Here is a 21,988-nt window from a genome sequence, read left to right as displayed (position 1 = left end):
GATGCGGGGAAATGGATTATAAAAATTTTAAAATTACCTATTTATTGGATCATTATCCCTTTGTAAAGAAATTTTTTGAGGTTACCGGACTACCGCTAAACAGGGCAGAGGTATCCTTTAAAGAGTATGTAAAAAGATTGGAGCCGGCTTTTTTAGAAGACCTGGGCATGGAAAAACAAGAGATAATAGAAAAATTTGACTATTTCATGATGCATATGCAGACTTTAAAAGAAGGCAAACCCTTCTCAGTTTCTTCTATTACCGTGCTTGGCGGCCACGATAAGGAAGGTAACCCGGAATGTTATGATATAACCTTGAAAAAGGGAGAGATATTTTGTATCGTTGGGCCAACTGGATCAGGAAAAAGCAGGCTTCTAGCAGACATTGAGTGGATGGCCCAGGGAGATACTCCTACGGGCAGGGGAATTCTGATTAATGGCAGCGTTCCAGATAGTGAGTGGAGATTTTCTCTGGAGCATAAGCTTGTTGCCCAGCTTTCCCAGAATATGAACTTTGTTATGGATATGACTGTATATGATTTTATTAAAATACACGCGGAAAGTCGAATGGTGACACAATTGGAGGAGAAGGTTGAAGAAATAATTACCCAGGCTAATATGCTGGCAGGGGAAGAATTCTATCCCGATACACCAGTTACCTTTCTCAGTGGTGGTCAATCCAGGTCTTTAATGATTGCAGACACTGCTTTCTTAAGTACTTCCCCTATTGTTTTAATAGATGAAATAGAAAATGCCGGAATAGATAGGAAAAAAGCTCTTGAGCTGCTGATAGGCAACGAAAAGATTGTTTTAATTGCTACCCATGATCCTATTTTAGCATTGATGGGGGACAAAAGACTGGTTCTAAAAAATGGAGCAATTCACAAGGTAATAGAAACATCGGCCAAAGAAAGAGAACAGTCAATGAAGCTCCAAAAGTTGGATGAGACATTGTTACAGTATCGAAACCTGCTGCGCCGGGGAGAAATGATAGAGGAAGTAAAAATATAGTTTCTATAGAAGAATATAACATATATCTTGACAGGGGCAAGAATTGTGGTAAAATTTAATTAAGTATTTACTAAAATAGATTTAAAAATGCTTTTTATTATTTGAAAGGAGGGAGAAAACATGTGTGAGTGCGGCTGCGGATGTCAAAAGCCGGAAAAACGGGAAAATGAACCAGGCAAATGTAGTCCGGAGAAGATAAAAGAATGCCATGGGGACGAGGAAAATCATCCCTGTCAAGATGGAAAGAAGTAAAAGGTTATAAGCTATCATAAGTTATTATGAAAAGCTCCAGGGTTATCTTTACCCCGGAGCTTTTTTTTATTTAACAGTTATTCAGTGTGGAGGAGAGGTAAAAGAAGAAATTCTTCCCAGTGTGCATTGAACAGTTAATAGAAAATTAGTATAATTAAGGAAAACACCTGTGTTCAGGTATATGCCTATTGCTTAATGAGCAATTATGTTCATCTACTGATGAAAGAAGGAAGAGAAAGCTTAGGTTAATAGACCTGTAGGCAATGTAATAGTAATCTCCTGTAAGGAGGTAAATAAAAACTTGAAATTTAGATTTAATACCATGTCATTTTTTCTCATATGCATTTTTTCTGCTATTTGCATATCATCAGTTTCTCTATTTGCTGCTATAGAAGAAAGGACAGTAATATCTGAAATTAGCCGGGGGAGTTATAGCGAGAATGCTGTACATTTTACATTTAAAGAAGATAATTGGTGTTTTGAAAGTCTTATTAACCAGCTATTACGAAGTCGGTTAAGTGATTTTGTTTTAATTTATGATGATTACGAAAAACATATCAGGCAAATCTATGTTATGGGAAATAATGACCCGCCGCCTATGCTTTCAGGACGTTATTTTAATGAAGATGATTTTGATTCAGGAAAAGCACATGCGGTAATTGGCACCAACCGGTTACATGAAGTAATTAATAAGAATGGCCGTCAGCAGATTAAAGTGGAAAATACAATGTTTGATGTTATTGGCATTGTTGGTTATCGAATTCATACTATGCTTGATGATATGATTATTGTAAACGCGGATGCCCTTTCATACAAATCCAATAATAATAATATTTTTATTCTGGATGCATACTCGGGTAAACCGCCAGGACACTGTATAAATGTGTATAAAGATTTGGAGCAAAATGTAACTGATGGTATGTCTCAAGGAAACCAAGTTCCAATTACACTATTAGAAATAAAACCTGGGGGTATCGACAGGTTATTGCAAAGCATTATAAGCATTACTACTATATATTTACTTTTAATAGTATGCTATGTGCTTTGCAGCATAGCAATATCTTTTGAGTGGATTAGTAAGAAGCGAAGGGAAATAGCCGTAAAACGTTTGATTGGATGGAGTGATAGAAGACTAAAAATTGAGATATATTTAAAATATTTCATTTTCGCTTTTATCGGATCAGGCCTAGGTTTAATGGGAATTTACTTCTTCGGCACCCTAATAACAAAGGTAGAATATATTCTAGCTGTGGTACTTTTAAATATATTTATGGGATGGCTGATAACAATACCACCTGTTAAAAAAATGCTTAAAGTATCTGTAACAGAAGTATTGAGGTGATGTGTTTGCGCAATTTTAATCGGGAAATTATAAAAAAAGAAATTTGCAGTAGTTTTCAGCAAAACAAATGTATTACCATAGTGCTTATATTGCTGTGTGTGGTTTCTTTTACACTTGTTGCCATGGTTGCTGCCAATACCATGGCAGCATATTCAAGCACCGGGCATTTTAAAGAATTTATAGGCAAAAGAGATTATTATACGTTACACGATAATGCTGATGATGATAACAGTTATAAAGAATACATGAATTCTGATGAACAGTATTACCGTCTCCAAAATTTTGTAAATCAGCTGAAGCAAAATGAAAAAATTGTATTTATAAGCTCTATACGTCAACCTTTGGATGTTAGTAATATTAACATCCCCGGAGACATTCCTGAAAAATTTTTTTTTTGGTTATGAAGAAGGTATAATAAACCCACCCATGTCACTTGATGAAAACAGCGATGAACTGTTTTATTTTTTGAAGTGTTTACATATATCGGATAATGTGTTTGCTGAATTTGGAATATCTGTGAACGAGGGAAGGTCATTTCAAGAACGAGATTTTAAATTAGACTTAGATGATGGGGCAAAAGTTATTCTGGGACATGAATATAAGGATATATTTTCAATAGGGGATACCTTTGAAGCATTTAATTTATTTGAAAATATGAGCTATGAGGTGGTTGGTTTTTTGCCTCCTGACACATATATGCCTGTTAATGGTTATTAATCTACCTGGATCGATACATGATTGTACCAGCGTATTCAGAAGTAGATTTTGAAAAATATCCCGATTTTGCAAAAATAACATTGCTGCAGCAGGCTAATGGGGAAATTATAACCCCACCGGATTTATATATAGATCTTCAAAGTCTCGTAAACGACTTATCTAACAAATATAATACTATCAGATTTTATGTATATCAAGCAGATAAAACAGGAATTTCCACCACTATGGAGTTATCTGAAGAAGCTGTAGCACAAATTTTGAGGATTGCTTTAACCTTGATTATGTTTACGGTGGTAGGTCTATCAACAAACATATTGGGTCGTGTAAGGGAAAACTATTATAGATATGGGGTACATTTGATGAGTGGAGGGACGTTAACAGGTATTGCCTGTCAAATGGCCGGGTTAGTTCTTTATATTATTGGTTATGCACTTTGTATATCTTTGCTGATATCAGCCATAACCCTTGGAATTGGAATGCATTTGATTGTTACATTACTTGTTGCGCTTGTAGTATTTGGATTATCCTGCATTGCACCTACTATTGCCATAACCAGGCTTAATGTAAACCAACTTATCAGGAGGAAGGAATAATGGCTTTAATTAAACTCAATAAAATAAACAAATACTATGGTCATGGTCAAAATACGGTGTTTGCCTTAAGGGATATCTCTCTATCAATTGAACAAGGCGAGATGATATCTATAGTAGGTAAAAGCGGATCAGGGAAATCAACATTATTAAACATTCTAGGTGGGCTTGATACTCCTACCAGTGGTGATTATTGTTTTCAAGAGAAAAAAATAAATAAGCTAAATCAAAATGCTCTAGCTGAATTTCGTGCTCGAAATGTTGGTTTTATCGTTCAGCATTTTGCATTAATAGACGACATGACTGTATTTGATAATATTGCCCTTCCACTCAGGTACAATAGAATTTCCGGCCTAAAGCTTAGAGAAACTGTTGAGCATCTTTTAAAACAGATGGAGCTTATAGATAAAGCCAGTTTTTTCCAACTCAATTATCAGTAGGGCAATGTCAACGGGTTGCCATTGCCAGAGGGTTATCATGCAAACCAAAATTATTGCTTGTAGATGAACCTACAGGTTCTTTAGACGAAAAAACAGGATTTCAGATTCTTGAAATTTTCAAAGCGCTCCATAAACAAAATATTACTATTATAATAGCCACCCATGATAACAGTATCGCAAATTCATGCAAAAGAGTAATCAGGTTAGTTGATGGTGAAATGAGCTTAGCCTGATGTCTTTTTGTAGGCCTTTACCCGGCTTGGGCAAAGGTTTTTTCAGATCCATTATCTTAGAAAAGGAGGGAAGTTTTTATGAATAATAGTTTTAGTTTTGCTGGTTTTGTTTTCCAATTATTAAATTTTTTTATTATTGTTGGGTTCATTTATGGTATCATATTTATTATTCGTATTAACAGCCGCATCAAAATGGTAGAAGAAAAAATAATGCAATTGGAAGCAAAGTCAAAAAAATAGCACAGGCAAGGAGTGTCAAGGGACTTTCTGACGGTTTTTCTGACGGTCCTACTGACGGTCACACAGTTAACAGGTAACGTAAAAGAAGAAATTATTCCCAGTGTGCATTGAACAGTTAATAGAAAATTAGTATAATTAAGGAAGCCATCAGTGTTCCACGGGTTATTAGTTTCCAGTGGACATACGACCATGTATTACTTAATGCAAAATCACATCCCGGTGGGATAACTAAAAATGTTTATCACTGGTGGGGATGGTTTATGTGGCTTAACAATGCGGACACTGAAACACTTGTATGGCAACTGATCATGGCAGGTGGAGGGTCAGTATTTTTTGGAGGCGCATACTTCGGCACCGCTTATGGAATGGCTGCAGCAACAATTGATTATTATAATAAAGGTTGCGGTGTGATATTTAGGATAATATATCCAATGGAATTTAATGGAACATGGACTCAATGTCACTATCTAGGGTCATGTACAGTATTTGATTAGAGCAACTTGAACAATATATTTAGCTATCCTGTAAAAACACATTGATTACGAAGGGTAGCTTTACGATGTGTTAATTCCAAAAGATGGTATGCCTATAATGATTAATTCATTCATAGTTTAATATTAGCCCATGAGGAAGAGGGTAGTGTCCAAGTTAAATATAAGTTGGGGCTAGCTAAATAACCCCATAACCCCAACAATATACACTGGCTTTTTGCAATTTTAATATATAATAGCGCGATTGGGGTGATTCAAATTAGTAGTATTGTAGATATAATTTTTTATTTACTAATTTTGGGCAGTGGCATAGTAGTTATAATATTTCATTTTAATCAGAAGCGTTATTTCGGTGAACTCGCTATTGTAATTTTTACTCTAATACTTTTTCTTTCTAGATTAAAAAAATTTATATTCACTTCTGTTTCATTTGCAGATTTATTACCAGTCATCACATTAATAATACTGGGTCTAGCAATTGTTATTTCGTCAGTTCGTTTGGTGAAGAAGATTCTGAAAAAGGAATAACATACCAAAGTTTAGTTTTAGTAATGCCCGGAGATTCAGGCCCTTGCCCCTTGGCAAATTCCGGAAACTTCCTCTCGGGGCCAGCCCTTGCGGGAGTAGCCGTCAGGAATTAGGGGGGGGAATTAGGGAGACGGGGAATTAGGGGGAATTAGGGGGACAGTATACTTAATTTCAGTAAAGTTAACCAAAAGATATTATAATCTCTAAATATCAAACAGTATTTAACTTTTTCTTTTTTCCCGAGGTCCTTTTGGACCAGGTTTACGAGGTCTTAAATTCACTCTCACTATTTTTTCCATATCTGTAATTAATTTTTCATTTCCAAGTGGACGGCCAGTTTTCTCGTGACTTCTGAATTTTTCTGTTTCTTCAGCAGAGATGCCCTCAGAAAGATAATTTTGCCAATCACCAAACATTTCTTTGCCAATCACCAAACATTTCTAGCAGTGGTTTTGATTGTACTAATAAGTCGTCTTGTCCCTGCAAGTGTGTAGCGGCGCTGCTCCAAGGGTAATCCCATGGGTTTTTAACTAATCCTGCACGTACAGGGTTTAGCTCAATATAGCGGGCACCAACATAGAGATGTGCATTATCCATTGGAAAAGAGGAAAAACGACCCTGCCAAAGATGCCCGCTCCAGCCCTGGCGTAAGTTTACCCAACGCGTATAACGACGGTGAGCTTCCCCAATAGCTCCTGCCAGGGATTCTTTTGAAGGCGGTACTGCTATTAAATGAATGTGATTTGGCATAAGGCAGTATGCTCATATTTCTACTTTCCAATGGGAGCACCATTGTGCCATTAGTTTAAGGTATTCCTGATAATCCCCTTTGTAAAAAAATACCTAACATTGATAAAATGTTAATTGATTGTCCTTCCAGTAAATCCATTGTCACAGTGTCGTCAAAGGTATAGATGCCAGAGGGTCATTACGTTAAATAATTAGGTAAGGTGTCCCCATATTTTCCCCATATTTTCCCAAATTAGTAGATAAGTTTATTTTTGTAGGGAGGAGTTTTTACACGATGAGTTTCGGGAAACGACTTCTAACTGGTTTTTCATTGTTAGCAGTTATTTTTGCTTTGATTATTTCATTCGTTGAACCAGGAAAACTTCAGTCATTTTTAATTGCTGTAACTGTATTTGTAGTTTCAGTGGCAGTAAATAGGTTATCTTAGAAGGCAGAAGAGTCAGCTTGATATTCTCCTGACTTTATCAGTTGTGCCTGCTGGAACAAATCAGTTTAAAAGGGCCGCAGCTGATAAAGTCAGGAGGCTCCCCTTTACTTAGAAAACACAGTGTTTTTTAAGAAGAAATTTTTCCCAGTGTGTATTGAACAGTTAATAGAAAATTAGTATAATTAAGGAAATCACCTGTGTTCCACGGGTTATTAGTTCCCAGGGGATGTTGTAGAAATTTTTTTTGCAGGGGAGTTGTGAGATTATGTGGTCAGACTTAAAGGAGGAGGCAGAAAAGCGCCCCCTCCTGTTATGCTCAGCTTTCTTTTTAGTAGGCATAGCCCTGGGAAAAATATTATGGGAACTTGATCCTTTTCTTTTATTATACTATGGTGTTTTAGTCTTTCTGGCAGCTGTGTTGTTATTTTTATACCGTTCTTTCTTATCCTCCCGCCTGATTATTATCCTTCTGCTTTTTCTTTTGGCAGGTTCACTGAATTTCTACCGCAGTGTTTACGTCCCTAAAAATGATATCAGCCGTTTTTCCGGTTCCCATCTTTCAGTGACAGGTATCGTCTGGGATGAACCTATGGTAGACGGTAAGCGGACCAGTTTCGACCTGAAGGTGCAGGAGGTTGACGGAGCGTCAGAGGGCCAGGATATTAATAATGACCTGGTGCCGCAGACTGTATCTGGAAAAATTAGGGTAACCCTTTACGGGGCTGGAGAGCAGCTGCATTACGGGGACCGGGTGAGAATCCGGGGTGAACTGGAAAGGCCCCCCCAAAGGCGAAATCCCGGAGGATTCGACTATCGTTTTTATTTGCTTACTCAAGGGATATCTACCACCCTAAGGACGGAATTTGGTCAGGCGGAACGGTTGGAGGGGGGAGGTGGGAACCCTCATGTTTATTATAGTCTTTCCTTAAGAAGAAATCTGCTCCGGAAAATTGAACAGGGATTACCTCCCCAAGAGGGTGCTCTTCTGGGGGGAATTCTTTTGGGAAACCGGGAGGGGATTTCAAAGGCCATGCAGGAGGACTTCCAAAGAGCGGGTATTGGCCACCTGTTGGCGGTCTCCGGTCTGCATGTGGGATTAGTAGCTGGTATTTTTCTTGCCCTGTTTAAGTTTTTTAAGGTGAGGGATGAGTTTTCCTGGGCATTCACTCTTTTGATAATCTTGATTTATCTTGGGGTAATCGGTTTTAAAGCTTCTGCCCTGAGGGCTTCTCTCCTGCTGTTGTTAGGTGGAGGGGCTTTTCTGCTTCGCAGGGAAAAGGACCCCCTGACTGCCCTGGCAGCGGCAGCCCTTATTTTACTTACGTTTAAACCCCTGTGGCTGTTTACTCTGAGTTTTCAGCTGTCTTTTTCTGCTGCTCTATCTATCCTCCTCCTGATGCCTTTCTTAGAAAGCATTACAATTTTTATTCCTGCACCTTTGAGGAAAATCCTTTGTGTAACTTTGGCGGCCCAGTTGGGGGTGTTTCCTCTGACTGCCTATTATTTTTATCAAGTTTCTTTGGTGTCCCTTTTAGCCAATGTTTTGATACTGCCGGTGGTGGGAGTGGTGGTATCTCTGGGTTTTCTATCTATTTTTGTCAGTCTGCTTTTCCCAGGATTGGAGTTTTTTTTCTTTGATATCTGTAGATTGCTGTTGAGTTACTGTATAAACACTGCCGGGATTCTTTCGGAAATCCCCGGAGCTTACCTTACCTTAAACCCTCCCAGTTACCTTTTTTTCCTGCTCTACTATGTTTTTCTTTTCCTTCTGCTGCCCTGGGAATATCTCCGGCAAAAGTTAAAGCAATGTAGAATCATTAAGTTAAAAGAGTTCACCTGCAGTGGACACAAAGCATTACCTTTCGCCTTGTCACTGACTGTGCTGTTGATTTGGTTTCCGGTTTTTTCGGAAACTCAACAGTTTTCTGTAGTATTTTTGGATGTGGGACAGGGGGATGCTGCTTTTATTCGAACTCCTTCAGGCCGTCATATTCTAATCGACGCCGGAGGTAGGCCTGCCTATCTGCAGACCGAGGAATATGGCACTGAATTTGTGGGAGAAAGAGTGGTCGTTCCATTTTTACGGCACCAGGGGGTAAAAAAACTGGACATGGTAATTCTTTCTCATCCACATGAGGATCATTACGGGGGTTTATTGGCGGTGGTGGATCATTTTCCTGTGGAGTTGTTTGTTACTACCCGGGCTCAGAGTGATTATCCTCTGTTTCTTGAATTAATGGAAAAAATAGAAGAAAAAAATATTCCACTTTTGTATCTGGAGGCGGGAAACAGTATCAGCAGTCCCGAACTTGATCTGGAACTTTTTAACCCTCCTAAGTCGGGAAAGCTTTTTCAGGGGACAACGTCAGATTTGAATAATAATTCCCTGGTTTTTCGGCTTACGGCCGGGGATATTTATTTTCTCTTTACCGGAGATGCGGAACAAGAGGCGGAGGAATATATGCTAAAAACAGGCTTTGACCTTAAAAGTCAAATGCTTAAGGTAGGGCACCACGGGGCCAGGAGCTCCTCCGGGGAAGAGTTTCTGGAGGCGGTAAGGCCAGAATTTGCGGTTATTCAGGTAGGAAGAAATTCTTTTGGCCATCCATCACTTGAGACCCTGGAAAGGTTAGAGAACATAGGTTGTAACATTTACAGAAACGACCTGCATGGTGCTGTAACAGTGAAGATAAAGGGAGATTGTTTTTGGGTTAAGCCATTTATTGAGTTTTCAGAAGAGTCGTCTTTTTAAAAATACCATTTATTTGGTTGTCAGAAGAACCTTCCCCCTGGCAACTTTTTTTTAATTTTAATTTTAATTTAAAGTTATTTCTTCAAATGATATAAGTTTGGGTTAACTTGGTTATAATAAAAAAGTCAAAGTGAACTCGTTTCAGCAAGCTGAAACATCGGGGAATCAGGTGGAGACTCTACTCCACCTGATTCAAAGCCCCACCTACGCTATCGCTTAGAGGTGGGGTCTTATGCCCTAAAAAAAAGAAATAAAAGAACGTAAAAAAAGTAAATATGAGGTGAAAAGTGTGAGAATAATGATGTTCTCCTGGGAATACCCTCCAAAATCTGTTGGAGGTCTGGCCCAACATGTTTACGACCTTACTTCCGCACTGGTTGAGACCGGGCAGGAAGTTGATTTGATTACGGTGGGAGACCACCAACTGCCCTCGGTGGAAAAAGTCAAAGGAATTACGGTACACCGGGTGACTCCCTACGATCTAACAACTCCCCATTTTATCCCCTGGATTATTCAGCTGAACATATCCATGCTTGAAGTAGCTGTATCCCTATTCAACACAGAGCAGTATGACCTGGTTCACGCTCATGACTGGCTGGTAGCCTATGCCGGAAGAGCTTTAAAACATATTTATAAGGTGCCTTTGATTGCAACCATACATGCAACAGAGTACGGCAGGAACAACGGCCTCCATAATGATGATCAGAGATATATTAGTGATGTAGAATGGTGGCTTGGCTTTGAAGCCTGGAAGGTAATATGCTGCAGCAGCTATATGGAAAAAGAATTAAAGAATATTTTTGGCCTGCCCAAGGATAAAATTTCTGTAATATATAATGGAGTGGACATAGAAAACTATCAGGCCAATGTATCTAAAGAGGCAGTCAAATCTTTCAGAAATCAGTTTGCCTCCCCTGAAGAAAAGATAGTATTCTTTGTGGGAAGATTGGTAAAGGAAAAGGGAGTTCAGGTTCTGTTGGAGGCAGCACCTCAAATCTTGAACTATCATCCTAAGACCAAATTTGTGATTGCCGGAAAGGGTCCTATGATGAATGATTTAAGGAATAAAGCTCTGGATCTGGGTATCGCGGAACGGGTGATTTTTACAGGTTATGTGGATGACGATACCCGCAATTTACTGTATGCTTCTTCGGATGCAGCCGTTTTCCCCAGTCTGTATGAACCCTTCGGTATTGTGGCTTTAGAGGGGATGGCTACCCGAACTCCTGTAATAGTATCAGACACAGGGGGTCTTTCCGAAATTATTGAACACAACGTGGATGGTCTGAAGGCTTTTGTAGAGAACCCCATCTCCCTGGCAGATAATATTTTAAAGGTTCTTATGGATGAGAAGACAGCCAAACGGCTCAGTCAAACAGCATACCGAAAGGTTACGGATCATTTTAGTTGGATGGGAATTGCGCGAAAAACTGTTACGGTATATGAGGAAGTTCTAGACTATTACCGTCAAAGCCCCTGGAGCGCTGAAAACGAAGAGCTATACAAAACTATGCTGCAATCCTTAAGCATTCAGCAGGGGAAGCAGGAAGAATATGCTGTACACGCAAGTCCTCCGGGTTTAAATTTGAGAAAACATTAAGTTTTTAGATAATGCAGATTAATTATGAATTTAGTAAAATAAACCCAAGTAATTTTAGTCTGCAGTTTATCAAATGCTGATGAAATTGTCAGCATAAAGTCATAAAAATAACCCCTGGAGAGAAATATTGCCGGGGATTATTTTTATGACTTTTAAGAATATGGCACTTTTTTCAAAGTTTTAAGGCCGGCTTTAATGGAAATAATAGTTTTAAGTAAACAACGGAAAAAGAAAGGGATGATTTTTTGAAAGCTGTAATAATGGCTGGGGGGGAAGGAGCCAGGCTTAGACCACTAACCTGTGACCGTCCTAAACCCATGGTTCCTATTATGAACAAACCCATGATGGAGCATATAATCAGGCTGTTAAAAAAGCATGATTTCCAGGATATAGCCGTCACACTTCAGTATATGCCGGAAGCTATTAAAGATTTTTTCCAGGATGGTACCGGTTGGGGAGTTAATTTACAGTATTTTGTTGAAGAAATTCCCCTGGGCACAGCAGGTAGTGTTAAGAATGCTTCATCTTTTTTAGACGAAACTTTTCTTGTAATCAGTGGAGATGCTTTAACTGATATTGATCTGACCAGAGCAGTAAAATTCCACCAGGAAAAAGGATCTATGGCAACTATTGTGCTTACCTCCGTAGAGACACCCCTGGAATATGGAGTAGTAATCACTGAAAAGGACGGAAGGATATCTCAGTTTTTAGAAAAGCCCAGCTGGGGTGAAGTTTTCAGTGATACTGTAAACACAGGGATTTATATTTTGGAACCGGAGGTATTGGATTATTTTGAACCGGGAGTAAAATTTGATTTTAGTAAGGACCTCTTTCCTAAATTATTAGAGAATAAGGATCCCCTCTATGGTTATATAGCTCCGGGTTACTGGTGTGATGTGGGCAACCTCCGGCAGTATCTTCATGCACATTTTGATGTGCTGGAGGGTATGGTAACCCTGGAGATTGATGGAACAGAACAGAAAAAAGGGGTTTGGGTTGGTTCCGGGGCAAAAATATCCCCGGAGGCTGATCTGGTCCCGCCGGTTGTCATTGGTGATGGATGTATAATTGGTCCCGGAGCCGAAGTAAAAGAGTATTCCGTTATTGGTATGGGAACCACCATTGAAAAGGAATCATCTATTAAACGCAGTGTCTGCTGGCAGAATAGTTATTTGGGGAAAAAATCTGCCCTTCGGGGAGCGGTGGTCTCAAGCCAGGTTCATGTAAAGGAAGGAGTACAAATTTTTGAAGGGGCAGTCATCGGAGAAGGAAGTACATTGGAAAAGCACAGCCAGATCAAGCCCGGAGTGAAAGTTTGGCCCCAAAAAACGGTGGAAACTGGTTTAACCCTGTACAACAGCCTTATATGGGGTCAGGGGGTTTCAAAGAACCTTTTTGGCAGTAATGGGATTCGGGGAGAAGCAAATTTGGAAATTACTCCCGAACTGGCGGCGGCCGTTGGAAATATATTTGGAGTTCTTTTAAAGGAGGGGGCAGTGGTAACCCTGAGTTCAGACGATTGGAAAGCATCCCGACTGTTGAAGCACGCTGTGGCTTCAGGACTCATGGCCTCCGGCGCAGAAGTTATAGATTTGGGCGATCTTTTAACTCCTATGGCCAGGCTTTCTGTTAAGGAAAAGAAGGCAAAGGGAGGAGTTCATATCCATCGGTCACCCCGGGAGAAGGGGGAAGTATATATCCAACTTTTTGATGATTTAGGTTTAAATATTCCCAAGGGGCTGGAAAAGAAGATTGAACAGTCTTATCACAGCCAGGACTTTAAAAGGATGCCCGGCAGTGATACTGGAGATATGGAAATTCAAGCAGGTTTTGAGGAAACATACCGGGAAAATGTTTTGGCAAACATTGATCAAGAGGTTATTATTAGAAATTCCCTGCGAACTCTGCTGGTTAAACCAGAACCCCTGGTGTACTCGGTTATTTCACCAATTTTAAGTGAACTGGCAGTAGACACAGCTGTCTATCAACCCTTTGAAAATGATGAGCCTTATTCTCTGTCTCTACTAAAGGGGGAAAGGAAAGATATTCTAGAAAAGATGAAAAAGGCCAACACTGACATGGCTGTATTCATGGATGTTACTGGAGAAACATTATCTTTAATGGATGATAAGGGGAGGATAGTTACCGGAGATTATTTCACCGCCTTAATCTCTTATATGTTGTTTAAAGGCAGAAATGGTGGAGTGGTAGCTGTACCGGTTACTGTCTCTGGAGTTATTGAAAAGATGGCCGAGGATTTCAATGGGAAAGTGTTACGGACAAAAACCTCTCCCAGGCATTTTATGGAGCAGCTTCATGAAAAGGATCTTCACCTGCAGTTTACACTTCAGTATAACGCTCCTGCCTCTCTGGTGAAGATTTTAGAATTTATGAGTCAGGAAGGGGTATCTTTTTCACAACTTGTCAGCCAGTTACCTGATTCTCATCTTTCTCATAAAAAAACCAGCTGCCCCTGGGGAGTTAAGGGCAAGGTAATGAGGAAGTTAATTGAAGAAAATCGTGGAAAAGAGGTAGAATTGATTGATGGAGTGAAGATTCACCATCCTGAAGGTTGGGTCCTGGTGCTTCCAGATCCTGAGGAGCCTTTATATCAAGTTTTTGGAGAAGGCATTAGTGAAGAAAAATCAGAGGTTCTAACTGATACCTATGTGGGAAAAATTCAAGAGATACAAAGGGAGAGCACATAAAAAGGTAAATGGAGAACAAATAATAAGGAGAACACATAAACAGTAAAACAGGGGACTAAAAAGGGAAGCTAAAGCTTCCCTTTTTAGTCCCTAATTATTAAATTCATTTTATTTCATTTTCATATCATATCATTTATTCTATTTCATTTTAATAAGATCCCCACCTCTAAGCGTTAGCGTAGGTGGGGCTGTTAATTAGATGGAGTAGAGTCTCCACCTGCTTCCCCGATTTTAAAGCTTGCTGAAACGAGTTCACTTCATTTTTAAAAACTATACCCGCAATAGTTCTGCTGTCTTTTCCACCAGAGTTGTGTTTTCAAAACTTCTGAAGATACGATAGTCAAGACAGGGGAATATGTTATCTGCAGCATACAGCCGATTCACCCAGTCAGGGTCTATTCGATTCTCAGAGATATCGTCATACAGCTTAGTAAAGCGGCTGATATGGTCTTTGAATCTGTTTACCGCATATTGAGTCATAGTTCCAGCGTTCATAATAAACTGCCAGTCGCTGCTTTGAGCCAGCAGCAGCTCTCGGGCGGCCTGATTTAAAGCTTGTTTTAGATTCCCTTCGGCGTTAGGAAAACGATCCGCCAGCTCAACCATTCTCGCCCCCGCCTTATGAAGATGGGAGTAGGTCCAGTCATTGGTTCGGTTAAGCCACACTTCATGGTAGCCTTTGTTTCCCCAACTGGAGGCAGAGGGAGTAGAAATCTGTAGAGTTTGATTTAATTCAAGATATTCGCTGGGCGTGATGTTTTTTACTGTATCCTGATCATAAGCCATCTTTCTCATCAGGTAATCAAGCCATCTGGGCCCTTCATACCACCAATGCCCGAATAGTTCAGCATCATAGGGAGCTACAATAATGGGAGGCGGATCTACCAGGCTGGACAGCCATTCCACCTGTTTTTCCCGGTTAAACATAAAGTTTCCTGCATGTTCTGCTGTTTTTTCTCTGGCTATATCCGGACTGTAAGGTTCTTTATGATCGGTATTGCCGGTAATACGGTAGTATTTAATACCTGTATGGATGCGAATACCGTCTGGATGAATGTAAGGTTTTACATAATCGAAATCTAAATCGTAACCGATATCCCTGTAAAAATCACGATAGTAATAGTCCCCAGGGTACCCTTCAGTTCGGCTCCAGACCTGCTTGGTTGATTCCGGGTCACGGGCAAATACAGCAGTATCTGAAGGTGTGAGAATAGGGGTATAAACACCGTATTTAGGTTTGGGGGTTGCATAGGCTGCGCCGTGAGAGTCTGTGAAAAAGTATTTTATACCTGAGTCTCTCAGTATTTCTTCATCCCCAGGGTTGTAGGCGCATTCAGGAAGCCAAAATCCCTTGGGGGCTTTTCCGAAGATTTTAGTATGCTGGTCCACGGCGGTAACCACCTGGGCATATAAACTTTCTCTCTGCAGGCCAATCAGAGGGAAATATCCGTGGGTAGCGGCACAGGTTATAAGTTCTACCTTACCAGCATCTTGAAACTTTCGGAAGGCCTGCAGCAAATTTTTATTGTAACGTTCTTTAAATAAATAGTAACTTTCAGAAAACTGGTCCTGATACATCTTTGCCAGGTGATGAAAAGAGGGTTTATCCCTCGTCCGCTGTACTTCTTTTTCTGCCAGCTCCATAAGCTTTTCCAGGTGGCGGACATATCTCTCTTGGAGGAAATCATCTGAGAGCATCCCAACCAGTGTGGGAGAAAGGGAAAGGGTAATCCTAAAATCAATCTGGTCTTCGATTAGTTTGTCGAAGACTTTAATTAAAGGCAAATAAGTTTCAGTAATGGCTTCATAAAGCCATTTTTCCTCTAGGGAATATTCATATTCCGGGTGACGGACATAGGGCAGGTGAGCATGCAGCACCAGACAAAGATATCCTTTGGGCATATAAACACGTCCTTTCGGCTTACTTCCAGCCTGCATTTTAGCTTTGTCAGGCTTGCTCGAAGTTTAATTTTGAAATTTTACTTTTTATATGATCTTAATGTGGGAGTCATTACAGGTTTCAAACTCTTCCGGATCAATTCCCTTACTCTGCAGTTCAGCTGAGCTCAGGTGATACATGGTCATTCTGCGGTATATTCTCTGCTGCAGGCTGAAGAGGCGCCATTTTTCATCAATGATATCGCTTTCTGAATCCCGGGGGGTATTAACAGAATTAGAACAGAGGATGGGAATATATTCCCCTCCTGGCAGTTTCCTACCTATTTCTGCGTAGTATCTCCGGTTGGGCATGCCTACATTTATATGCCAGCTGTTAATGTTATGTGAAAGTTCAATATCAAAGGTTATTTCCGGCTGGTCTAAAGGTTCTAACCCTACAGGAAACCTGTATACTCGAATTATGGGAGTGCTGTTGTCCCATCCTGACTGGTGATATTTTTGACGGTAGTAATTTTGTGTGCCTCCAGTAATTTCCCAATAAGAGAATAACCAGTAAGGATCCCGCAGCATCAAAATCATACGGTCTTCTCCATAGTGTAGAGGCAGATGATAACCAGCGTTTAGATTATCTCTGTAAAGTTCGTGCACGTTTTTAACCTCCAACAATTTTCCATTTTCATAAAATAACATTTAGTATTATACCCAAACATTCTTGTTTTATTTTTCAATGTTTGAATTATTGCAATTTATTTTACTTATAAATATTCCAATTGCAATCTTTCTCCTTCTTTCTATAATAATGAAGTAATTATTTTTGTTGGGTAAATTACTTTCTAAGGTGCGGCAGTCGCATAAAAATTGTTGAAAAGGGGAAGATAAACCTGATTTTATTTATAATTTCAACTAAAAAATTGGGATTAAAGGTATAATATTGTTATTATCAATTTTTTTGTGTATTAGTTTGGCAGCTTAAAAGAGTTATTTTTTTTAGTTTTTACTATTATGTATATGTATAGAAGAAGAGAGAATCGGGCGGCTGTTTATCCGGATTATTATAACTGCATACATCGTAAGGAGGAAACAATATGCCTGAAATAAGGAAGGACATTGTCTCGGGCAGCTGGGTAATCATTGCTACGGAACGGGCAAAACGGCCGGAAACTTTCACTCTGGAAAGAACAAAGAAGATTGATAAAATAGAGAACTGCCCCTTCTGTTACGGTGGTGAACATACGACCCCTGCTGAGGTGTTGGCCATTCGAAATAATACCTCCGCTCCGGATGAACCGGGTTGGGACGTCCGGGTAATCCCCAATAAATTTCCCGCTCTTTCTTTCAATGAGAATCAACAATGGGAGAAACAGGGACTTTTTGAATTCATGGGAGCTAAAGGAGTCCACGAGGTGATTATTGAAACCCCTGATCATAACAATAGCCCTGGGAAATTGCCGGTAGAACATGTTAAAAAAATTATAGACAGTTATTATCACAGGTTTTTGGAACTGGAAAAAAATAACGATGTAAAATATATTCAAATTTTTAGAAATCACGGCAAAGAAGCAGGTGCTTCCATAGAACACCCTCATTCCCAGTTAATGGCTCTTCCTGTCCTGCCTCCCTCTATAAAACAGGAAATGGAGGAGGCCAGGAAATATTACTTTCAAGAAAAACGTTGTGTTTACTGTAATATTATAGAGGAGGAACTGGAGAGAAAAGACAGAATTATTACGGAAAACCAGGATTTTATAGCTTTTATCCCCTACGCCGCCAGGCTTCCCTTTGAAACCTGGATAATACCCAAACGGCACCAATCTTCTTTTTCTGAAATAACCATGGGGGAAAGGCAGAGCCTGGCGGATATTCTACAGGAAGTGCTCTCCAGGTTGTGGGAATATTTAAATGACCCTCCCTATAATTATTATCTGCACACCTCTCCCACAGGTTATAAGGAAATTCCTGATTATCACTGGCACTTTGAAGTGGTACCAAAGCTAACTACGTCAGCCGGATTTGAATTGGGGGCAGGGATGTTTATCAATATTTCCAACCCAGAGGCTTCGGCAGAATTTATGAGGAAAGGACATTAATGACAATGGATAAAAAAATTAATTTTATTTTTGGCCTTCACAATCACCAGCCTGTAGGAAATCTGTCCCATGTTTTTGAGGAGGCCTTTGAAAAGGCCTACGAACCCTTTATTAGGGAACTTCGGCAGCATCCGGAAATTAAGGTGACCCTGCATTATACGGGCATTCTGCTGGAATGGTTCTTAAAAGAAAAGCCGAACTTTTTAGAGCTAATTCGTGACCTGGCTGCCCGAGGACAGGTAGAAATAATGGGGGGAGGTTTTTTTGAACCTATTCTCTCTATTATCCCTGACGAGGATAAGCTGGGTCAAATTAAGAAGATGTCAGACTTTGTGAGGCTTCATCTGGGAACAGAAGTGAAGGGGATTTGGCTGGCAGAAAGAATTTGGGAACCTTATCTGGCTAAACCCATTGCGGAGGCAGGAATTGAGTATGTGGTTGTAGATGATGCTCATTTTAAAGGGGTAGGACTTACTACGGAGGATTGTACCGGTTACTATATTACGGAGGAACAAGGACGGGAATTGAAGATATTTCCTATTAGTGAAGAGCTGCGCTATCTAATTCCCTTTAAGAGCCCAGAAAAAACTATTGATTATCTAAGAGAGATGGCCACCGACGAGGGGGATCGGGTTATGGTACTGGCAGATGACGGGGAAAAATTCGGAAGCTGGCCCGAAACTTATAAATCGGTTTATGAAGATGGTTGGCTGAATCATTTTTTTGAAATGCTGAAGGAAAACTCAAGCTGGCTTGAAACTATGACCTTCAGTCAATACATTGATAGTTTCCCTGCAAAAAATGTTATATACCTTCCCAACGGTTCTTATCGGGAGATGATGGAATGGTCTGGAGGTTTTTGGCGAAATTTTATGGTTAAGTATCCGGAAAGCAACCGTATGCATAAGAGGATGCTGGCCACCCGGGAAAAAGTGTACCGTATTACAGATCCCATGCTTAGGAATCAGGCCATTGACAATCTGTGGGCCTCACAGTGCAACTGTGGTTACTGGCATGGAGTCTTTGGTGGGCTCTATCTGAATTTTTTGCGCTCCGCCATATATAATTCGCTGATTAAAGCTCAGATTCTGGCGGAGGAACAGCTTCATCCCCAGGAAGACTGGGCTGAGGTAGAGGAAAAAGATTTTCTGTATGATGGAAGAGATGAAGTAGTAGTTAATACTAAGGATTTGGGAGTTTACATTGACCCCTCCAAGGGTGGGGCTATATATGGCCTGGATTATAAACCCTCTGCTTTCAACCTAATGGACACACTAAGCCGTCAGCCGGAAAGCTATCACCAGAGAATCTTTGAAATGTTAGAGGAGGGAAAGGATTGTGAGGTCAAGGGTGAAGCTGTGGTAAAGGAGGAAAACAGCGGAGGCGGGACCAAGACCATTCATGATATTGTTAGGGTCAAAGAAAAAGGCCTGGAAAAATACTTAGTTTACGATAATTACCAAAGAAGCTCTCTTCTGGACCACTTTTTTTATCCTCAGGAGACCCTGGATAACTTTAAAGAATTGAAACACGTGGAATTAGGTAATTTTATTATGGAACCATACCAGGTAGAAGTGCGTAAAGATAATAAAGACATTAGGATAGCTTTGAGTAGGGAGGGTTTTATAGAACAGGAGGATACTAAAAAACCTTTAACCCTGGAGAAGGTAATAACCATAAATCCAAAAGTTTCCGGCCTGGACATTAAATACAAGTTAAAGAATCCAGGGAAAAACCCCATCCACACCAAGTTTGGAGTTGAGTTCAATTACTCCTTTCTGGCAGGTTATGCTGATGACCGGTACTATTATGGGGATCAAGGGGAAATTGAGGATCCCAATCTAGCCAGCAGCGGAGAGCTACAGGATTCGAACAAAATAGGGATCAAAGATCACTGGCTGAACATCGATCTGTCTTTAAACTTCAACCGACCGGCAGGAGTTTGGCGGCTCCCTATCGAAACAGTATCCCAGTCTGAGGAGGGTATAGAACGAGTTTACCAAAGTTCAGTGATGTTTCCTTATTGGGACTTAGAACTTATGCCCGGGGAAGAGTGGGAAGTAGAGATTAGAAAAGATATTAAAAATGCCTAAGGATGTGAACCTATTATTATGTCTGAAAAGCCGTTAAATATAGCCTTTGTCTGGAATCAGCACCAACCTTATTATAAGGATACTGTTAAAAATGAATATATTATGCCCTGGGTAAGACTCCACGGCTGCAAAAATTACTATCAGATGGTGGCTATTCTCAGGGAATATCCTACCATACGGGCTACATTTAACCTGACTCCGGCTTTGATTGAACAAATTGAGGATTATCTGGAGGGGGAGGCTGTTGACTACTACATGTTGGTGATGAAGCCTGCCAGGGCTTTAAGCAGCCGGGAAAAGAGTTTTCTGCTGCAGCATTATTTTGATATTCACTGGGACCGGGTGGTGGCTCTTTATCCCCGTTATCAACAACTGCTGAATAAGCAGGGAAGAAAAAGGGAACCTGTAAGTCTGGAAGGTGTGATTGATAAGTTCAGCACTCAGGATTACCTGGATTTGCAGGTCTGGTTTAATCTGGTTTGGATTGATTTGGAAATCAGGGAAAAGGACCTATTTTTAAGGGGCCTTCAGGAAAAGGGCAGCGGTTTTACGGAGGAGGATAAGACTACTTTGCTGGCTAAACAGTGGAATATTTTGCAGAAAATTATTCCTGAGCATCGGGAATTGCAGGAAAATCGGCAGATAGAAATTATAACTACCCCTTATTATCATCCTATTCTTCCACTGCTCATTGACAGCAACAGTGCTCTTAGGGCCAATCCTGATATGCCTCTGCCAAAACAATTTGCCTATCCCCAGGACGCCAGGGAACAGACAGAAAAAGCGATTCAGCAATACGAAAAATATTTTGGCTTTAAACCATATGGTGTTTGGCCCCCCGAGCAGGCGGTCAGTCCCGAGACCATAACTCAACTGGTGGAACAGGGCTTTAGATGGACTATTTCCGATGAAGAAATTCTGTCAAAATCTTTAGGTCTAGATATTCATCGGGATGAATTTGGCCATGTGACCAATCCCGAAGTTCTATATCAACCTTATCGAGTAAATATCAACGGCAGTGAAATTTCCATGATTTTTAGAGACCATTATTTGTCTGATAAGATCGGTTTTTCTTATCATCATATGTCGGTACAACACGCCGTAGACGACCTGCAGCATCGACTGCACAAGATTCGGGAAAACCTGCATAATTCTCCAGGGAATTACTTGGTTACCATTTCCCTGGATGGCGAGAATGCCTGGGAGTGGTATCCAGGGGATCGCAAAGATTTTCTGCATCAGTTATACCGTCGTTTGAGTGATGACCAGCTGTTGAACACTGTAACGGTAAATACTTATCTGGAGGATAATCCACCCAGCCAAAAATTAAATTATCTTTTCACCGGTTCCTGGGTTCACCACAGTCTGGCCCGGTGGATCGGTACCCGAAATAAAAATGTGATGTGGGATTACCTGACTAAAACCCGCAAGGATTTTCAAAAAAGAGTAGATGCGGGGGAAAAACCTGAAATAATTCAGAAAGCCAGGGAGAGTTTGTTTATGGCCGAGGGTAGTGATTTCCCCTGGTGGGTTGACAGCACCTCCTATTATTTGGCAGCTCCCTTTGAAGCTCTATTTAGAAAACACCTGATGAACGTTTATAAGGTGCTGGGGATGGAGGTTCCCGAATACCTGAAAAGGCCGGTGCTGGAGGCACCCCAGGAGGAAAGGGAATGGAAACATGATCCCCTGGCCGGGCCTACAGCTATGGCCTAGCATGTCAAGTTGTCAAGGAGACGGTTCTTCTGACAACCCATTTATTTACAAAAGCTTTGGGAAACGTCCCCTGGCTTAGCGGTGTAGTTCAAAATAAGCAGCCTTTTTCTAAG

General features: G+C 40.5%; 20 protein-coding genes. 16 read left to right on the top strand and 4 right to left on the bottom strand.

Annotated features, from left to right (window positions below; translation table 11 throughout):
* Positions 1-11: 11 nt before the first annotated feature.
* The 10 genes from HUE98_RS14890 (at position 12) to HUE98_RS14855 (ending at position 5,318) form a co-directional block, all read left to right on the top strand.
* The gene (locus HUE98_RS14890) at positions 12-1,010 is read left to right on the top strand and encodes an ATP-binding cassette domain-containing protein (RefSeq protein ID WP_241421398.1); all 999 of its coding nucleotides are present in this window, start codon (positions 12-14) and stop codon (positions 1,008-1,010) included.
* Positions 1,011-1,130: 120 nt separating this feature from the next.
* Positions 1,131-1,262 (top strand): hypothetical protein, encoded by a 132-nt coding sequence (locus HUE98_RS17710; RefSeq protein ID WP_277623686.1) that lies wholly within the window; start codon positions 1,131-1,133, stop codon positions 1,260-1,262.
* A gap of 301 nt (positions 1,263-1,563) precedes the next feature.
* Entirely contained in the window at positions 1,564-2,604 is a 1,041-nt protein-coding gene (locus tag HUE98_RS14885) for an ABC transporter permease (RefSeq protein ID WP_241421397.1), read from the top strand.
* Positions 2,605-2,609: 5 nt separating this feature from the next.
* Positions 2,610-3,008 carry a hypothetical protein gene (locus HUE98_RS14880; RefSeq protein WP_241421396.1) on the top strand — a complete coding sequence of 133 codons (399 nt, stop codon included), beginning with the start codon at positions 2,610-2,612 and terminating at the stop codon, positions 3,006-3,008.
* Between the two features lie 22 nt (positions 3,009-3,030).
* Complete coding sequence (locus tag HUE98_RS14875; protein ID WP_241421395.1) at positions 3,031-3,321, top strand: ABC transporter permease; 291 nt, start codon at positions 3,031-3,033, stop codon at positions 3,319-3,321.
* A gap of 17 nt (positions 3,322-3,338) precedes the next feature.
* On the top strand, positions 3,339-3,914 hold the full coding sequence (locus tag HUE98_RS14870; RefSeq protein ID WP_241421394.1) for a hypothetical protein: 576 nt from the start codon (positions 3,339-3,341) through the stop codon (positions 3,912-3,914).
* On the top strand, positions 3,914-4,351 hold the full coding sequence (locus tag HUE98_RS17705; RefSeq protein ID WP_277623685.1) for an ABC transporter ATP-binding protein: 438 nt from the start codon (positions 3,914-3,916) through the stop codon (positions 4,349-4,351). The genes HUE98_RS14870 and HUE98_RS17705 overlap by 1 nt, the downstream gene beginning before the upstream one ends.
* Before the next feature lie 20 nt (positions 4,352-4,371).
* A complete protein-coding gene (locus tag HUE98_RS18195) occupies positions 4,372-4,584 on the top strand; it encodes a P-loop NTPase family protein (protein ID WP_407080325.1) in 213 nt (70 codons plus the stop codon).
* A gap of 78 nt (positions 4,585-4,662) precedes the next feature.
* A complete protein-coding gene (locus HUE98_RS14860) occupies positions 4,663-4,824 on the top strand; it encodes a hypothetical protein (RefSeq protein WP_241421393.1) in 162 nt (53 codons plus the stop codon).
* A 260-nt stretch (positions 4,825-5,084) separates the two neighbouring features.
* Positions 5,085-5,318, top strand: coding sequence for a hypothetical protein (locus tag HUE98_RS14855; protein WP_241421392.1), 234 nt, complete (start codon positions 5,085-5,087; stop codon positions 5,316-5,318).
* A gap of 746 nt (positions 5,319-6,064) precedes the next feature.
* On the opposite strand, the gene HUE98_RS14850 is transcribed toward HUE98_RS14855, so the two are convergent.
* A complete protein-coding gene (locus tag HUE98_RS14850; RefSeq protein ID WP_241421391.1) occupies positions 6,065-6,259 on the bottom strand; it encodes a hypothetical protein in 195 nt (64 codons plus the stop codon).
* Positions 6,249-6,593: a transposase gene (locus HUE98_RS14845; protein WP_241421390.1), complete on the bottom strand. Its 345-nt coding sequence runs from the start codon at positions 6,591-6,593 to the stop codon at positions 6,249-6,251. The genes HUE98_RS14850 and HUE98_RS14845 overlap by 11 nt, the downstream gene beginning before the upstream one ends.
* A 692-nt stretch (positions 6,594-7,285) precedes the next feature.
* On the opposite strand from HUE98_RS14845, the gene HUE98_RS14840 reads away from it, so the two are divergent.
* The 3 genes from HUE98_RS14840 to HUE98_RS14830 all read left to right on the top strand — a co-directional run bounded on the left by HUE98_RS14840 (position 7,286) and on the right by HUE98_RS14830 (position 14,080).
* Positions 7,286-9,772, top strand: coding sequence for a DNA internalization-related competence protein ComEC/Rec2 (locus HUE98_RS14840; RefSeq protein WP_241421389.1), 2,487 nt, complete (start codon positions 7,286-7,288; stop codon positions 9,770-9,772).
* Between the two features lie 298 nt (positions 9,773-10,070).
* A complete protein-coding gene (locus HUE98_RS14835) occupies positions 10,071-11,372 on the top strand; it encodes a glycosyltransferase family 4 protein (protein WP_318036564.1) in 1,302 nt (433 codons plus the stop codon).
* A gap of 245 nt (positions 11,373-11,617) precedes the next feature.
* Complete coding sequence (locus tag HUE98_RS14830) at positions 11,618-14,080, top strand: sugar phosphate nucleotidyltransferase (protein ID WP_241421387.1); 2,463 nt, start codon at positions 11,618-11,620, stop codon at positions 14,078-14,080.
* A gap of 270 nt (positions 14,081-14,350) precedes the next feature.
* Here HUE98_RS14830 and HUE98_RS14825 read toward each other — a convergent pair whose 3' ends face one another.
* Together HUE98_RS14825 and HUE98_RS14820 are read right to left on the bottom strand one after the other, a co-directional pair.
* A complete protein-coding gene (locus HUE98_RS14825; RefSeq protein ID WP_241421386.1) occupies positions 14,351-15,982 on the bottom strand; it encodes a glycoside hydrolase family 57 protein in 1,632 nt (543 codons plus the stop codon).
* A gap of 84 nt (positions 15,983-16,066) precedes the next feature.
* Entirely contained in the window at positions 16,067-16,627 is a 561-nt protein-coding gene (locus tag HUE98_RS14820; protein WP_241421385.1) for a DUF4912 domain-containing protein, read from the bottom strand.
* A gap of 437 nt (positions 16,628-17,064) precedes the next feature.
* On the opposite strand from HUE98_RS14820, the gene galT reads away from it, so the two are divergent.
* From galT to HUE98_RS14805, 3 genes are read left to right on the top strand one after another with little or no spacing between them, the layout of a single operon-like run.
* Positions 17,065-18,066, top strand: a complete 1,002-nt coding sequence (galT, locus tag HUE98_RS14815; RefSeq protein ID WP_241421384.1) for a galactose-1-phosphate uridylyltransferase — start codon at positions 17,065-17,067, stop codon at positions 18,064-18,066.
* A complete protein-coding gene (locus tag HUE98_RS14810; protein ID WP_241421383.1) occupies positions 18,066-20,159 on the top strand; it encodes an alpha-amylase/4-alpha-glucanotransferase domain-containing protein in 2,094 nt (697 codons plus the stop codon). The genes galT and HUE98_RS14810 overlap by 1 nt, the downstream gene beginning before the upstream one ends.
* A gap of 18 nt (positions 20,160-20,177) precedes the next feature.
* Positions 20,178-21,875: a glycoside hydrolase family 57 protein gene (locus HUE98_RS14805; protein ID WP_241421382.1), complete on the top strand. Its 1,698-nt coding sequence runs from the start codon at positions 20,178-20,180 to the stop codon at positions 21,873-21,875.
* The last annotated feature ends 113 nt before the right edge of the window (positions 21,876-21,988 follow it).

Origin of the sequence: Candidatus Contubernalis alkalaceticus (genome assembly GCF_022558445.1) — a bacterium.
Lineage (GTDB): Bacteria > Bacillota > Dethiobacteria > SKNC01 > SKNC01 > Contubernalis > Contubernalis alkaliaceticus.
Note: the sequence above shows the minus strand (reverse complement) of the source record. Positions and strands in the feature narration are given on the sequence as shown.